Annotated in this window: 12 protein-coding genes; 8 read left to right on the plus strand and 4 right to left on the minus strand. The window is 60.4% G+C overall.

Annotated features, from left to right (window positions below):
- Window positions 1-121: 121 nt before the first annotated feature.
- Window positions 122-1,525 carry a dicarboxylate/amino acid:cation symporter gene (locus tag VSX42_RS06375; protein WP_326503487.1) on the minus strand — a complete coding sequence of 468 codons (1,404 nt, stop codon included), beginning with the start codon at window positions 1,523-1,525 and terminating at the stop codon, window positions 122-124.
- 222 nt (window positions 1,526-1,747) lie between these two features.
- On the opposite strand from VSX42_RS06375, the gene VSX42_RS06380 reads away from it, so the two are divergent.
- Window positions 1,748-3,271, plus strand: a complete 1,524-nt coding sequence (locus tag VSX42_RS06380; protein ID WP_326503488.1) for an aldehyde dehydrogenase family protein — start codon at window positions 1,748-1,750, stop codon at window positions 3,269-3,271.
- A 237-nt stretch (window positions 3,272-3,508) separates the two neighbouring features.
- Here VSX42_RS06380 and VSX42_RS06385 read toward each other — a convergent pair whose 3' ends face one another.
- Window positions 3,509-4,168, minus strand: a complete 660-nt coding sequence (locus tag VSX42_RS06385) for a hypothetical protein (protein WP_326503489.1) — start codon at window positions 4,166-4,168, stop codon at window positions 3,509-3,511.
- A 435-nt stretch (window positions 4,169-4,603) separates the two neighbouring features.
- Window positions 4,604-5,191, minus strand: coding sequence for a hypothetical protein (locus VSX42_RS06390; RefSeq protein WP_326503490.1), 588 nt, complete (start codon window positions 5,189-5,191; stop codon window positions 4,604-4,606).
- 183 nt (window positions 5,192-5,374) lie between these two features.
- Here VSX42_RS06390 and VSX42_RS06395 point away from each other — a divergent pair, with 183 nt between their 5' ends.
- The 3 genes from VSX42_RS06395 to VSX42_RS06405 all read left to right on the plus strand — a co-directional run bounded on the left by VSX42_RS06395 (window position 5,375) and on the right by VSX42_RS06405 (window position 9,574).
- Entirely contained in the window at window positions 5,375-6,085 is a 711-nt protein-coding gene (locus VSX42_RS06395) for a nucleoside triphosphate pyrophosphatase (protein ID WP_326503491.1), read from the plus strand.
- A 109-nt stretch (window positions 6,086-6,194) separates the two neighbouring features.
- Window positions 6,195-8,012, plus strand: a complete 1,818-nt coding sequence (locus tag VSX42_RS06400; RefSeq protein ID WP_326503492.1) for an acetyl/propionyl/methylcrotonyl-CoA carboxylase subunit alpha — start codon at window positions 6,195-6,197, stop codon at window positions 8,010-8,012.
- Between the two features lie 167 nt (window positions 8,013-8,179).
- Complete coding sequence (locus VSX42_RS06405; protein ID WP_326503493.1) at window positions 8,180-9,574, plus strand: MFS transporter; 1,395 nt, start codon at window positions 8,180-8,182, stop codon at window positions 9,572-9,574.
- 223 nt (window positions 9,575-9,797) lie between these two features.
- Here the strand turns inward: VSX42_RS06405 and VSX42_RS06410 are convergent, their stop codons facing one another.
- A complete protein-coding gene (locus tag VSX42_RS06410) occupies window positions 9,798-11,216 on the minus strand; it encodes an NAD(P)H-quinone dehydrogenase (RefSeq protein ID WP_326503494.1) in 1,419 nt (472 codons plus the stop codon).
- A gap of 120 nt (window positions 11,217-11,336) precedes the next feature.
- On the opposite strand from VSX42_RS06410, the gene VSX42_RS06415 reads away from it, so the two are divergent.
- The 4 genes from VSX42_RS06415 to VSX42_RS06430 all read left to right on the plus strand — a co-directional run bounded on the left by VSX42_RS06415 (window position 11,337) and on the right by VSX42_RS06430 (window position 14,963).
- Window positions 11,337-12,122: a purine-nucleoside phosphorylase gene (locus VSX42_RS06415; RefSeq protein WP_326503666.1), complete on the plus strand. Its 786-nt coding sequence runs from the start codon at window positions 11,337-11,339 to the stop codon at window positions 12,120-12,122.
- Between the two features lie 17 nt (window positions 12,123-12,139).
- Window positions 12,140-13,828, plus strand: coding sequence for a phospho-sugar mutase (locus VSX42_RS06420; RefSeq protein WP_326503495.1), 1,689 nt, complete (start codon window positions 12,140-12,142; stop codon window positions 13,826-13,828).
- A gap of 28 nt (window positions 13,829-13,856) precedes the next feature.
- Window positions 13,857-14,549, plus strand: a complete 693-nt coding sequence (gene deoC / locus VSX42_RS06425; RefSeq protein ID WP_326503496.1) for a deoxyribose-phosphate aldolase — start codon at window positions 13,857-13,859, stop codon at window positions 14,547-14,549.
- Between the two features lie 87 nt (window positions 14,550-14,636).
- The gene (locus tag VSX42_RS06430; RefSeq protein ID WP_326503497.1) at window positions 14,637-14,963 is read left to right on the plus strand and encodes a hypothetical protein; all 327 of its coding nucleotides are present in this window, start codon (window positions 14,637-14,639) and stop codon (window positions 14,961-14,963) included.
- The last annotated feature ends 46 nt before the right edge of the window (window positions 14,964-15,009 follow it).

The following is a 15,009-nucleotide window of genomic DNA, read 5'->3' on the forward strand; positions in this document are numbered from 1 at the left end:
CCCCCCCCCCCCCACACCCCCCCCCCCCCCCCCCACCCCCCCCCCCCCCCCCCCCGCCCCCCCCCCCCCCCCCCCCCCCGCCCCCCCCCCCCCCCGCTTCTCTACGAGGTAGGGGTAAGGGTTAGGACGCTGCCGCGGCAGGTACCTGCGGTGCCTCGCCGAGGCGGGCGTAGACGTCCTCAGCTACAAATCCGCCCTCGGTGCGCGGGGCGTTGTAGAGGTCCTCGTTCAGAATGCCCTCGCGTTTGGCGACGATGAGCGCAACCAGGGCCTGGCCTGCGACGTTGACGGCGGTACGGCCCATATCAATGATGGGGTCGATAGCCAGAAGCAGGCCAACGCCGTCGAGGGGAAGGCCCAGGGTGGAGAGGGTGAGGGTGAGCATGACCGTTGCACCGGTGGTTCCGGCGGTAGCGGTGGAGCCGAGCACCGACACCATAATGATGAGCAGGTAGTGGGTGATGTTGAGATCGATGCCGTAGAACTGGGCCACGAAGAGGGCTGCTAGGGCGGGGTAGACCGCGGCGCAGCCGTCCATCTTGGTGGTGGAGCCCAGGGGAACCGCGAAGGAGGCGTAGGCGCGGGGCACACCGAAGTTACGTTCAGCTACGGACTGGGTCAGAGGCATGGTGCCCATGGACGAGCGGGAAACGAAGCCCATCTGCACAGCGGGCCAGACGCCCGAGAAGAACTGCTTGATCGACAGGCCATTGGCGCGGGCGATAGCGGGGTAGACCACGAAAAGTACCAGGGCTAAGCCGATGTAGAGCACAACCACGAAGCGGGCCAGAGAGCCCATGGAGGTCCAGCCGTAGGCGTAGACGGCTCGGCCAATCAGGCCGATAGTGCCGAGCGGGGCCAGACGGATAATCCACCAGAGCACGGTCTGCATAATGGCCAGGGCGCTCTTATTGAAATCAAGGAAGGGCTTGGCAGCGGGGCCGGTCTTGAGAGCTGCGATACCCACGGCCACCGAGATCACCAGAATTTGGAGCACGTTGAAGCTAGCTGAACCAGTGACGGTATCGCCCGAGGTCGAGATGCTCACGCCCAGGCCCAGGAAGTTGGCGGGAATCAGGCCGGTGAGGAAGCCCAGCCAGGAGCCGGTGCGCCCTTCGTAGGTTTCGGGGGCCGCCAGGCCGGTATTTGCACCGGGCTGGGTGACGAGCCCGAGCACCAGGCCAATTACCACAGCGAGGAGGGCGGTGTAGGCGAACCAGAGCAGGGTTTTGGTAGCCAAACGGGCCGCGTTCGTTACCTCAGCCAGGTTGGCGATGGACGACACCACGGCAGTGAAGATGAGGGGTACGACCGCCGCTTTGAGCAGGGTGACGTAGGAAGATCCAATAGTGGAGAGGGTGGTCATGAGCCAGTTGGGGTTCTCGGTGACATCGCCGCCGAGGTTGGCGGCTACAAGGCCCAAGATCACGCCCAGAATCAGGGCAGCAATAATTTGATTGCCGAAGGACGTAGCCCAGGCGGGAAGTCTCTTACGGGTAGCGGGTGCTGTGGTGTGGTTTGACATATCTCAACACTGTACGCCTGGCTCCAGGGCTTGTGAACCGGGATGTAAAGCTAAGACATATTTTGCTGTGGGTCACAGACCGGCAGGGTTTTTCGCACAACAGTCTTCACTTTTGTACAATCCACCACTAAACTGTGATTCAAGTTACTTTTATGTGCTTTTTGTGAACAGGTAGGCTTTGGCTGCCTGCCTCATATTCAGACACAACTCAAAGGAGAGGCAATGACTGTTTACGCCACACCCGGCTCAGCAGATTCCATCACCACATTCAAGTCCCGCTACGACCACTTCATCGGGGGTGAGTGGGTGGCCCCGGCCGAAGGCCAGTATTTTGAAGACATCTCCCCCGTCAACGGCAAGCCCTTTGCCGAGGTCGCCCGCGGCACCGCGGCCGACATTGATAAGGCTATTGACGCAGCCTGGAAGGCCTTTGACACCTGGGGCAAGACCTCCCCCACCGAGCGTGCCACCCTGCTGCTCAAGCTGGCCCAGATTATGGAAGATAATCTGGAATCCATTGCCGTGGCTGAGACCTGGGAGAACGGTAAGCCCGTGCGTGAAACCCTGGCCGCTGATATCCCGCTGGGCGTTGACCACCTGCGCTACTTCGCGTCCGCCATTCGCACCCAGGAAGGCCGCCTATCAGAAATTGACGAGAACACCGTGGCCTACCACTTCCACGAGCCCCTGGGTGTGGTCGGTCAGATTATCCCCTGGAACTTCCCCATCCTTATGGCCATCTGGAAGATTGCTCCGGCCCTGGCAGCAGGCAACACTATCGTGCTCAAGCCCGCGGAGCAGACCCCGGTTTCGGTCCTCTACCTGGTTGACCTATGGAAGGATGCGCTCCCCGCCGGCGTGCTAAACATTGTGAACGGTTTTGGCCCCGAGGCAGGCGCCGCCCTTTCTGGCAGCAAGCGCATCCGCAAGATTGCTTTTACCGGCGAGACCACCACCGGTTCTATCATCATGAAGGCAGCTGCCGACAACATCATCCCGGTCACCCTGGAGCTGGGCGGCAAGTCCCCCAACGTCTTCTTTGCCGATGTTGCTGCCGAGAAGGATTCCTTCTACAACAAGGCACTAGAGGGCTTTGCCTCCTTCGGCTTGAACCAGGGCGAGGTCTGCACCTGCCCCTCGCGTGCGCTGATTCAGAAACCGATTCACGACTCCTTCCTCGAGGCCGGCATTGAGCGCGTGAAGGCCATGAAGCAGGGCAACCCGCTCGATACCGAGACTATGGTGGGTGCCCAGGCATCCAAGGAGCAGTGGGATAAGATCACCGGCTACCTGAAGATTGGTAAGGACGAGGGCGCGGACGTTCTCGTCGGCGGTGAGGCTTGTGAGCTGGGCGGCGATTTGGCCGACGGCTGGTATATTCAGCCGACTGTTTTTGCCGGCAGCAACGACATGCGCATCTTCCAGGAAGAGATTTTTGGCCCTGTTCTGGCTACTACCTCTTTCACTGATTTTGATGAGGCCATGCGTATTGCCAATGACACCGACTACGGCCTGGGTGCGGGCGTCTGGACTCGTGACCAGAACACCGCCTACAGGGCAGGCCGCACTATTCAGGCTGGCCGCGTGTGGATCAACAACTACCACAACTACCCGGCCCATGCCGCTTTCGGTGGCTATAAGAAGTCAGGTATTGGCCGGGAGACCCACCTGATGATGCTGGCCCACTACCAGCAGACCAAGAATATGCTGGTCAGCTACTCAGATAGGCCGATGGGGCTTTTCTAAAGCCTATCTCTGATAGGTTGAGGCTTATTCATAAGGGGTTCCGCAGGCTCGCACCTTCGCAAGCTCAGGTGATTCCGCTCGCTCTTGAGTGCTGACGCACCCGCTTCGCTTCATCCGCCGCCCCTCTCGCTGGTTCGCTGTGAGCCTGCTCCACCTACCCTTACGAATAAGCCTCTATCTCTAGAAAAATATTTTAGCGGGGGCCGTAAACAACCCCATTATTAGCCCTGATACCTGTTAGCACCTGACCCTTAATACCCAAATAATCATCTGCTGCAGCGTCTTTAAGAGGCATGGCAACCCTACCATTCTCCAAGGTTTCCCATTCCCCTCAGGGTCTATTTCCCAGCTTCCCAAGATTCGGTTTCCACTATCTTTAAGAACAGCGATTAGATGGGTCGTCCCTTCTCGCTTTTCCTTAGCCATAGACCACCACTTGCGTGCCCGTTCAGAAAACACAGCGCCCGACTGCCAGCCACTGGGTGCAACCCGATCATCCATTTCACTTGCTGTAATAGCAACCAATACAGCACCCCTGGTATTAGAAATATCAAACTCTCCAGGCTTGGTAAATACAGCAGGTCCAATTTCCTTGGTGGAGTCAACACCAGAAATATTGGTGTATTTCATAAATTCCCCTTCCTCATTTTCACAAGTAACTTTTCTGCCAGCCATAGCTGCTACACGAATTGCTATAGCCTCTGCCTTTCGTGCGTCAGCACGAGTAGAAAAAGGTTCGATGGTCTGTAAAATAGCGGTATCTTTTGAATCTCGCAGTTCCTCTGCTGCGCTGTTATGCGCCTGGAAAACACGCTCTATGCTTCCGGCAATTCCAATATAAATGCTGTTCAGTTGAGCATTTTCATATATGTATAACCAGGTTTTTTGAGACATCATTTATTCCTCATCAGCTATCACTTGTCAAAAACCATAGAGACACCCCCGCCTTCTACAAGAGGATTACTTTGATGCGAGCGTATCTCCCACAAAAGGACTGGAATACCAGCAATTGAATCTACTCCCAGGAACCTACAGGCGACTCCCTTTCAGCTCCATAGTACACTTATCTAGTTGAGATAACCAGTTAGAAAGTTGCGTGTCGTGTTCCCTCCCTCAAACCACCCCGGGCCTGCAGACCTTGGCATCACTGTTGGCCAGATTTTTTACCGCTTCCCCTCACACCCCAAGAGGCCAGCTCTCCGCCCCATTCCCAAAGGGCAGCTCGACCCTTTCGCCCAAACCGGCTTCTACGTCGTTCTGGCGCTCACCGCGCAAACCGTTACGCTCGCCCCATCAGATGAAATTCCTACAGCGACCTAGATGCACTCGACCTCATTCTTGAGGCAGGTCCCACCAGAGAATCGGCTGGCCAGGCCCGGAGTTAAGCCAACTAAACTTCACCGCTTCCAGCCAGGGGCCAGCGTCCTGAACCTCAAAAGCCACAAGGTCACCCACCTCAGCGGTGACAGCCTCATCCACACCAGTAATTTCTCGCCCGGCAACCACTAGTCCGCCCACCGTAATAACCAGGGGGAGCACCTGATCAGGAGCTAAAGAGCGCACCAGGGCCAGGTTAGCGGCACTTACCTTCCAAACCATCCGCGAGGCGTCCGTTTGCTCCGCCCGAACAGCAGCATCTTCAGAGCTTTCAGCTGCCATATCAAACCCATACCAGGTGCGCCCGGCTGGGCCAGTTGTGGGCTGGGCATCTATCTGCCGCAAAATAACAGCTTTTTGAGCCTGAACACCCAGCTCAGCAAGCCGCTGCACGAAGCCCGGTTTATCCCACCGTGGAGCAGAAGCGAGCTCCGCCGTTCGCTCATAGGGGTAATAACGTGACTTAGCACCGGTGGTGTATGCCTGCCCCAGCGCATGAGCCCTGTCCAGTATCTGCACCTGGGCCAGCGGACGACCCACCATGTCACTAACCTCTTTAAGAGAACAGAGCCGGATATCAGAATAAGTCACGATAAATCTTTCATGTCTTTTTCTCTGGCCTAAGACAGCAACCTCGACCAGCAAAAGCCTATCTAAACAGTATCTAGTTGAGCCTACACCTGCCGCCCACCAACTGCGACTGCTCCAGCCACTAGACTGTTACCCATGCAGAACCCCACTGAAACCACAGCCACGGCGGGCGAGCAGCCGGTGCGGCTCGTCCTTGCCTCATCATCCCCTGCCCGCAAAAAGCTCCTGGAGGACGCCGGCGTCCGCTTCACCGTTATTGTCAGCGATGTTGATGAGGACGCAGCCCTGCGCGAGGCCCAGCAGGCCGCCTATGAAGCTGGGCTGGGCGACATTACCCCGGCACAGACTGCCCAGCTGCTGGCCAAGGCAAAAGCGCAGGCGGTTGCCGCCCTGCCCGAGGCAGCGGGTGCCCTGGTGCTGGGCTGTGACTCTGTCTTTGAGCTCGATGGCCTTGCCTACGGCAAGCCCGGCAGTGCCGAAAAAGCCCTGGACCGTATTACCGCAATGAGCGGACGCAGCGGGCAGCTCCACACGGGCCACTGGCTGGTTGATACCCGCGCCGCTTCCCCTCACCAGAGCAGCGACAAATACCCCGAGGCTAGCGAGCTGCGCACGGCCACCGTCCATTTCGACACCTTCAGTGAAGAAGAAGCCCAGCGCTATGTGGCTACCGGGGAGCCCCTATGGGTGGCTGGTTCTTTCACAATTGACGGTTTCGGTGCCGCTTTTATTCGGGGTATCGAGGGCGAATACCACACGGTGGTGGGGCTCTCCGTTCATGCACTGCGCACAATGCTGGCCGACTTCGGTGTTTCAATCAGCGACATTTGGAAAAATTCGCGATAAATTTCAAGATACGACTATTGTGAGGCGCCGAGGTTCGGCGCCTCATAGCAATGCGTACCTGCCAGCACCGGCACGCCAGCACGGCGCATCAACCCGAGGAGCTCTTACAGTGACTGCACATAACGACCTGGCCCAGACCTTTACCCCGGTGAAGGGTCGCCACACCGGTCCCGTCAGCAAGGTACTGATTGCCAACCGCGGTGAGATTGCCGTGCGCGTCATCCGAGCTGCCCAAGACGAGGGCATCTCAACCGTTGCCGTCTACGCAGACCCCGATCGCGAGGCCCAGCACGTGCTGCTAGCTGACGAGTCCTATGCCCTGGGCGGCACCACCGCAGCGGAGTCCTACTTGGTCATGGACAAGCTACTTGAGGTGGCCAAACGCTCTGGTGCCGACGCCGTGCACCCCGGCTACGGTTTCCTTTCTGAGAACGCCCAGTTCGCCCAGCAGGTCATCGACGCCGGCCTGACCTGGATTGGCCCCTCCCCCGAGTCCATCAACCGTCTGGGCGATAAGGTAGCCGCCCGCCATATCGCCGAGAAGGTCGGTGCCCCGCTGGTTCCCGGCACCAAGGACCCGGTCAAGAGCGCCGCTGAGGTTGAAAAATTTGCGGACGAGTACGGCCTACCTGTTGCTATCAAGGCAGCTTTCGGTGGCGGTGGGCGCGGCATCAAGGTCGCCCGCGAGCGCGAAGGTATCGGTGAGCTCTATGAGTCAGCTGTCCGCGAGGCTATCGCCGCCTTTGGCCGCGGCGAGTGCTTCATTGAGCACTTCCTTGACTCCCCCCGCCACGTTGAAACCCAGTGCCTGGCCGACGCCCACGGCAATGTTGTAGTTGTTTCGACCCGTGACTGCTCCCTGCAGCGCCGCAACCAGAAGCTGGTAGAAGAGGCCCCGGCCCCCTACCTGACCAAGGAGCAGAACGAACGCCTGTACGAGGCATCCAAGGCTATCCTGCGCGAGGCAGGCTACCAGGGCGCCGGTACCTGCGAATTCCTGGTGGGGACCGACGGCACCATTTCCTTCCTCGAAGTCAACACCCGCCTACAGGTTGAGCACCCGGTCTCCGAAGAGGTCACCGGCATTGACCTGGTACGGGAGCAGTTCCGTATCGCCCGCGGTGAGGCCATTGAGGCCACCGACCCCGAGGTGCGCGGCCACTCCTTCGAATTCCGCATTAACGGTGAGGACGCCGGCCGCAGCTTCATGCCCTCCCCCGGCACCATCGAGAAGCTGGTTGTACCTACTGGTCCGGGCGTCCGCTGGGATTCCGGGGTGATTGCAGGCGATACCGTCAGCGGCAACTTTGACTCCATGATTGCTAAGCTCATTGTCACCGGTGCCACCCGTGAACAGGCTCTGCAGCGGGCCCGTCGTGCCCTGGGTGAGCTGGTCATCGAGGGTATGCCCACCGTTGCCAACTTCCACCGCGCTGTGCTCGATGAGCCCGCCTTCGCTCCTGCCCCCGGCGGTAACTTTGCTGTTCACACCCGCTGGATTGAGACCGAGTTCAAGAACACCCTGCCCGCCTACGACGGTGCCCTCACCCTGGCTGAGGCCGATGAAGAGCGCCAGAAGATTACAGTTGAGGTCAACGGCAAGCGCATGGAAGTCGTTCTGCCCACCCTGGGCGGCACCTCTGCCAAGTCCGCTGCCGCGTCCAAGGCTCGCAAGTCCCGCTCAAGCCGCGGGGGCGCGTCCGGCTCTGCCAACAGCAATGAGCTCACCAGCCCCATGCAGGGCACCATCGTCAAGGTTGCCAGCAAGGACGGCGCCAAGGTCGCCGAAGGCGATTTGATCGTTGTACTGGAAGCCATGAAGATGGAGCAGCCCATCACCGCCCACAAGGCAGGCAAGGTCACCGGGCTCAAGCTCAAGGCGGGCGATACCGTCTCAGCCGGGGCAATTATCGCCACCATCAAATAAAAGCACCGCGCACGGACTAGGCCGGGCCCCCTTGCCACTAGGTAAGGGGCCCTAACCTTTACCCAATACCCCATGAGCTCACATAGTGGAATTGAAGTTTCACATAGAGAACGCCAGTTTTAGAGTAAAACTGTTCAACACATTCCACACACCCTCAGAGAGATCCTGTGAGCACCACAACCGCCACCCCAGCATCCTCTGCCACCGAGCAGACCGTGCCCCGCAGCCGCGTCATCATGGCCTCGCTCATCGGCACCACCATCGAGTTCTACGACTTTTACATCTACGCCACCGCAGCCGTGGCGGTCTTCCCCGCCCTCTTCTTCACCGGCGAGGACGACACCGCCAAGCTATTGGCCTCCATGGCAACCTTCGGCGCAGCCTTCATCGCCCGCCCCATCGGTTCCATTGTCTTTGGCCACTTCGGTGACAAGGTAGGACGCAAGGCAACCCTGGTCGGCGCACTCCTGACCATGGGTATCGCCACCTTCCTCATCGGCCTGCTGCCCACCTACTACCAGATCGGTCTGTGGGCACCGGCCATGCTGACCATCCTGCGCTTCTGCCAGGGCCTGGGTCTGGGCGGCGAATGGTCAGGCGCAGCTCTGCTGGCTACCGAATACGCCGAAGAAGGTAAGCGCGCCCGCGCCGCTATGTGGCCCCAGCTCGGCGCCCCCTTCGGCTTCATCCTCGCCAACGGCTTCATGCTCCTGCTCACCGTAGCAATGGGCTTCACCTCCCTCGCCGCCGGCGACACCATCGATCACAACTTCCTTGTCTGGGGCTGGCGTATCCCCTTCATCGCCTCCATCGTCATGGTAGCTGTCGGCCTCTACGTGCGCTTCAAGCTCGAAGAAACCCCCGTCTTCAAGCAGGCCCTCGAAAAGAACGAAAAGGTCAAGACCCCGCTCGCCGAGGCCTTCAAGGTCGCCTGGTGGCCCATGATTCAGGGCACCTTCATCATGCTCGCCACCTACGTGCTCTTCTATCTCATGACCGCCTGGATTCTTTCTTTCGGTATCGGCGCTGTTGATAAGGGCGGCCTGGGCATCGCCTACCGCGAATTCTTGGTCATTCAGCTCATCACCATTCTCTTCTTCGCAGCCATGGTCCCGGTCTCCGGCTGGCTAGCCGACAAGTACGGCCGCCGCTCCTCCCAGCTGGTCATCACCGGAGCCATCATCATCTTCGGCCTCTCCTTCGGCTTCCTCATGAACCCCTCCATCGTCGGCACCGGCGAGGACGCCAACACCGGCCGTATCGTCCTTTTCATGGCTATCGGTATGACCCTCATGGGCCTGACCTTCGGCTCCATGAGCGCCTACCTGCCCGAGCTCTTCCCCACCAACGTCCGCTACACCGCCTCAGGTATCAGCTACAACGTTGCATCCATCCTGGGTGCAGCCCTGACCCCCTACGCCGCAGTGTGGCTGAACGCCAACGGTGGCGTGGGCGCAGTCGGCCTCTACCTGGCCGGCGCAGGTCTGCTCACCCTAATCTTCATGGCCATCACCCATGAAACCCGCGACGTGGATCTGACCACTATGGCCCGCACTAAGTAGGTTTAAGGATTTAGACCAAAGGTAGGCCGGGCTCGCGCTCGCTGCCGACCCTCTCGCCGGTTCGCTAGCGCTCACATACGATTCACGCCAGCCCCGAGCCAGCAGCTTCGCTGCGAGCCCGCCCACCCGTGCCTGCAGCCTCCATACGCATATAGAGCCAAGGCACCACTAAAACCGCCCGCTCCTTCAAGAGGAACGGGCGGTTTTATTATGGACGGCGCACTTACTGCATAGTGTGCAACTGCCGCGCAGCTTCTGAAATAGAGCCGGTCAGCGAGGGGTAGACCGTGAAGGTCTCAGCAATATCATCGACGTGCAGCTTCTTATCAACGGCCAGCGAGAGCGGGAAGATGAGCTCTGAGGCGCGGGGGCCTACCACTACACCGCCGATAACGGTTCCCGAGTGCTTGCGGGCAAAGATTTTGATGAAGCCGTCCTCTACCGCCATCATCTTGGCGCGCGGGTTGGTTGCCAGCGGCAATATGACCATATCTGCCTGGTACTTCCCCGACTCAATTTCGCTCTGGCTCACGCCGACGGTTGCAATTTCAGGGGCCGTAAAGATATTGGCGGCAACCTGGTGGGTGCGCAGGGGCTTGACGATGTCGCCCAGCATATGCGAAACGGCAACGCGCCCCTGCATGGCGGCCACGGAGGCCAGCGGGTAAACCCCGGTACAGTCACCGGCCGCATAGATGTTGGGGATGTTGGTGCGGGAGACGCGATCCACGTTAATGTGCCCTGATTCGCTGACCTCAACTCCGGCGTCCTCAAGACCCAGGTTTTCGGTGTTGGGAATCGAACCAACAGCAATCAGCACGTGGGAGCCAGCTACCTTGCGCCCGTCCCCCAGGGTGACAATGACGCCGTCGCCCGTCTCGTTGTAGCAGGCGGCTTCTGCGCGGGAGCGGGGCATAACGCGTACGCCCTTACGTTCGAAAACATTTTCAAGGACGGTCGCGGCATCCTCGTCCTCACCGGGCAGCACCCGGTCGCGGGAGGAAATCAGGGTAACCCGCGAGCCCAAACCGTTGTAGGCTGAGGCGAACTCTGCACCGGTCACACCGGACCCAACCACAATCAGGTCTTCGGGGAGTTCTTCAAGTGAGTAGAGCTGGGTCCAGTTGAGAATGCGCTTACCGTCCGGCTGAGCGGTGGGCAGCTCGCGGGGGTGGGTCCCCACCGCAAGAATGATGAACTCGGTGGTCAGGTCATAGGTCAGCCCGCTCGAATCGGTCACCTGCACGGTGTGGCGGTCAATTAGTTTACCGCGGCCGTCAATCACCTTGACGCCGCTGCGTTCCAGGGTGCGTTTAATATCGTGGGACTGCTGATGCGCCAGGTCAATCAGGCGCTTGTTCACCTTGGCCAGGTCAACCGAAATGGGCGGCGGCGCGTCATTATCACCCACCGAAATGGCGAGCTCCTGGGCCTTGCCGAAGCGGTTGCGGGCGTCCGCACTGGCAATCAGGGTTTTGGAGGGTACAACGTCGGTGAGGACGGCTGAGCCGCCCATGCCCTTATCTTCGATGATAGTGACGTCGGCGCCGTGGCTTGCAGCGACCAGGGCGGCTTCATAACCGCCGGGGCCACCGCCGAGAATGACAATTTTGTGCGATGCGTAGTCTGTTTTGAGAGTCACCCCTTTATTGTGTCGCACATCGCACGCACGCTCAACTCTGGGCAGGTTTGGTACCGTAGAAGGGTGTTGAATGATTCAAATATTTCCGCTGTTTCCACCGCTGACCCTCACCACCCGGCACTGGTTCGTGCCCGTGAGGCCGCGGAGTTCATTGCCGAGAAAACCGGCGTCGAGAAGCACGACCTGGCGCTGACGCTGGGTTCTGGCTGGGGCGAAGCTGCCTCCCTCATTGGCGAAGCCACCCACGTGCTCTCTGCCGACGAGGTCCCCGGTTTCCACAAGGCTGCCGTCGTGGGCCACCCCGGTACCCTTACCTCTATTCTGACCGAGAACGGTAAACGAGCCCTGGTTATTGGCTCCCGCACCCACTACTACGAGGGGCGTGGCATTGAAGCCGTCGTCCACGGTGTGCGCACCGCAGCCGCAGCCGGCGCTGACACCATGATTCTCACCAACGGCTGCGGCGGTCTGAACCCCGCCTACTCAGCCGGGAAACCCGTCCTGATTTCTGACCACCTGAACTTCACCTCGGCGTCCCCGCTGACCGGTGCTCACTTCGTTGACCTGACCGACCTGTACTCCCCGCGCATCCGCGAGATTGCCCGCGGCATTGACCCCTCCCTGCAGGAGGGTGTCTACATGCAGTTCCCCGGTCCCCACTACGAAACCCCGGCCGAGGTCAAGATGGCAGGTGTACTGGGTGCTGACCTGGTGGGCATGTCCACCGCTCTTGAAGCCATCGCTGCCCGCGCTGCGGGTCTTGAGGTCTTCGGCATCTCGCTGGTCACCAACCTGGCTGCCGGTATTCAGGAGACCCCGCTGTCCCACGCCGAGGTCATCGAAGCTGGCGAAGCTGCTGGCCCCCGCATTTCCCGTCTGCTCGCAGATATTATTGCGGCCCTCTAAGCACACAAGGAAACCCCATGTCACTAGATACTCAACAGCTTCTTGAACAGGCTCGCGCCTGGGCCGCTATCGACCCCGACGCTGAAACCAAAGCCCAGCTTGAGGGCATCATTGCCCAGGTTGAGGCCGGCGATGAGGCCGCAACCGCCGATTTGGCCGACCGTTTCTCTGGCACCCTGCAATTCGGCACCGCGGGTCTGCGCGCCGAACTGGGTGCTGGCCCCATGCGCATGAACCGCGTTGTCGTTCAGCGTGCCGCCCAGGGCCTGGCAGACTACGCCACCGCGCGCGCGTCCGCCGAGGGCTGGGAGAAGATTTCTGCCGTGGTGGGTTTTGACGCCCGCAAGAATTCGGACGCCTTCGCCCTCGACACCGCCGCCATCTTCACCGCTGCCGGCATTGAAGTTCACCTCATGCCCTCAGCCCTGCCCACTCCTGTGACCGCCTGGGCAACCCGCGAATACGGGGCTGAAATTGGCGTCATGGTCACCGCCTCCCACAACCCGCCCAACGACAACGGCTACAAGGTCTACCTGGGCGGAGCAGCCGTTGAGCCAGGTGCCCGCGGCGCCCAGATCATTCCTCCCTACGACGGCGACATTGCAGCCGCTATCGCCGCTGTTGAAACCCCGGTGCTGGCCGCTGACGGCTGGACGGTCCTGCCCGAGAGCGTGGCTACCGACTACATCGCCCGCGTCACTCCCCTGGTCGAGCAGAAGGAGCGCGACCTCAAGATCGTTCTGACCCCCATGCACGGGGTGGGCGGTAAGACCGCTGAGTCTGTGCTGCGTCAGGCCGGCTTCACCAACGTGACCCTGGTGCCCGAGCAGGCAGAGCCCGACCCCAACTTCTCCACCGTGGCCTTCCCCAACCCCGAAGAGCCCGGCGCCCTCGACCTTGCCATGGCCCTGGCCGAGAACGTTGATGCCGACCTGATTATCGCCAACGATCCGGACGCTGACCGCGCGGCTTTCGCCGTCAAGCGAGACGGTGCCTGGGCGATGCTGCGCGGCGACGAAACCGGTGCGATTCTAGCTACCCGGGTGCTGGCGTCCGTCACCGACACCGAAAGCGCCACCTTCGCCAACTCGATTGTCTCCTCCCGCCTGGCAGGGGCCATCGCCAAGGCCGCAGGAGTAGCCCACTACGAAACTCTGACCGGTTTCAAGTGGATTGCCCGCGTCGATAACCTGACCTTCGGCTACGAAGAAGCGCTGGGCTACTGCGTAGACCACGCCCAGGTGCGGGACAAGGACGGCATCTCAGCCGCCCTGGTCATGGCCGATTACGCCCAGGAGCTTAAGGACGCCGGTTCCTCCTTCCCTGCCCTCCTCGACGAAATTGCCACCGAGCACGGCCTCTACGCCACCGACCAGCTCTCCGTCCGTGTCGACGACCTCGCTCAGATTCCGGCGATGATGAAGCGCCTGCGCGCTAACCCGCCCGCAGAGCTCGCCGAATCCCCCGTGGTATCGGTGGAGGACCTCACCGAAGGCACCGAAACCTTACCCCCCACCGACGGTATGCGCTACTACACCGAGGATTCGACCCGCGTGATTGTGCGCCCCTCCGGCACCGAGCCTAAGCTCAAGTGCTACCTCGAAGTTGTAGTACCGGTCAGCGGTTCAGTAGCCGACGCCCGCCAGGTTGCTAGCACCAAACTGGCCCTGCTCAAGGCAGATATGAAAGCGGCGCTGGGCCTCTAAACACACCTAGATTTCAAGGAAGAACACTATGACTATCGAACTTTCAGCAGTTGAACTGGCTGCCATGATTGACCACACCATCCTGGCGCCTTCAGCCTCAGAGACTGACGTCCGCCGTCTCTGCGCCGAGGCCAAGCAGTACGGCTTCGCCTCCGTCTGCGCAAACCCCGTCTGGGCCCCCGTGCTGGCTGAGGAACTGGCCGGGTCTGCGTCCGTCCCCTGCGTAGTCGTAGGCTTCCCCTTCGGTGCTTCTGCCACCGAGGTCAAGGCCTTCGAAGCCAAGACCGCCGTTGAAGCCGGCGCCCGCGAGGTCGATATGGTCATCAACATCGCCGACGCCCGCGCAGGCAAGAAGGACGCCCTGGTGGCAGATATCAAGGCCGTCGCCGAGGCTACCCACGCCGGTGGTGCCCTGCTCAAGGTCATTATTGAGACCTCCGAGCTGACCGACGACCAGAAGGTTCTGGCCTGCCAGGCCTCTGTTGAAGCCGGGGCTGACTTCGTCAAGACCTCCACCGGCTACTCGTCCTCAGGTGCAACCGTCGAAGACATCGCCCTGATGCGCGCCACCGTCGGCCCTGACCTGGGTGTGAAGGCCTCGGGCGGCGTCCGCACCCGCGAAGAAGCCCTCGCCATGATTGAAGCAGGTGCCACCCGTATCGGAGCTTCAAAGGGCATCGCCATCATCGGCGCCGGTGACGCAGCAGAGGGCGGCTACTAAGCCAGGTTCTTCTCTGTCATATGGTGCGAACCGCTGATACAGCACCTATACTGAGTAATAAAGTACACACACGAAAAGGACTTCCCCATGTCTAAGACCACTGACAAGTCAGAGGCTAAGAAGCGCTCCAACGTTGAATCCTTCGGGATGGAATCTGGTGCCCCCGAGCGCAACGGCACCCCCCAATACTCAGGCACCAAGGAGCTGGGCTCAAACATCGCCCTCTTCGTTCTCTGCTTCGTGCTCCTGCTGGGTTGCCTCTACACCCTGGGAATGTACCCCGAGGGTGGCTGGGGCTGGTGGACCGTAGCTGTTCTGCTCTACGGCGTCACCTTCATCATCCCCCTGTGGTTCCTGCCTTCGAAGACTAACGAGAAGCAGCACGTCGGCGGCGCAGACCTTTACCTCAAGTAAAGAGACACACGCTGTTGATAGCAAGGGGCGGCCCACCTGTTCAGGT

The sequence above is a fragment of the Rothia nasimurium genome, from assembly GCF_035916755.1.
Classification (GTDB): Bacteria; Actinomycetota; Actinomycetes; order Actinomycetales; family Micrococcaceae; genus Rothia.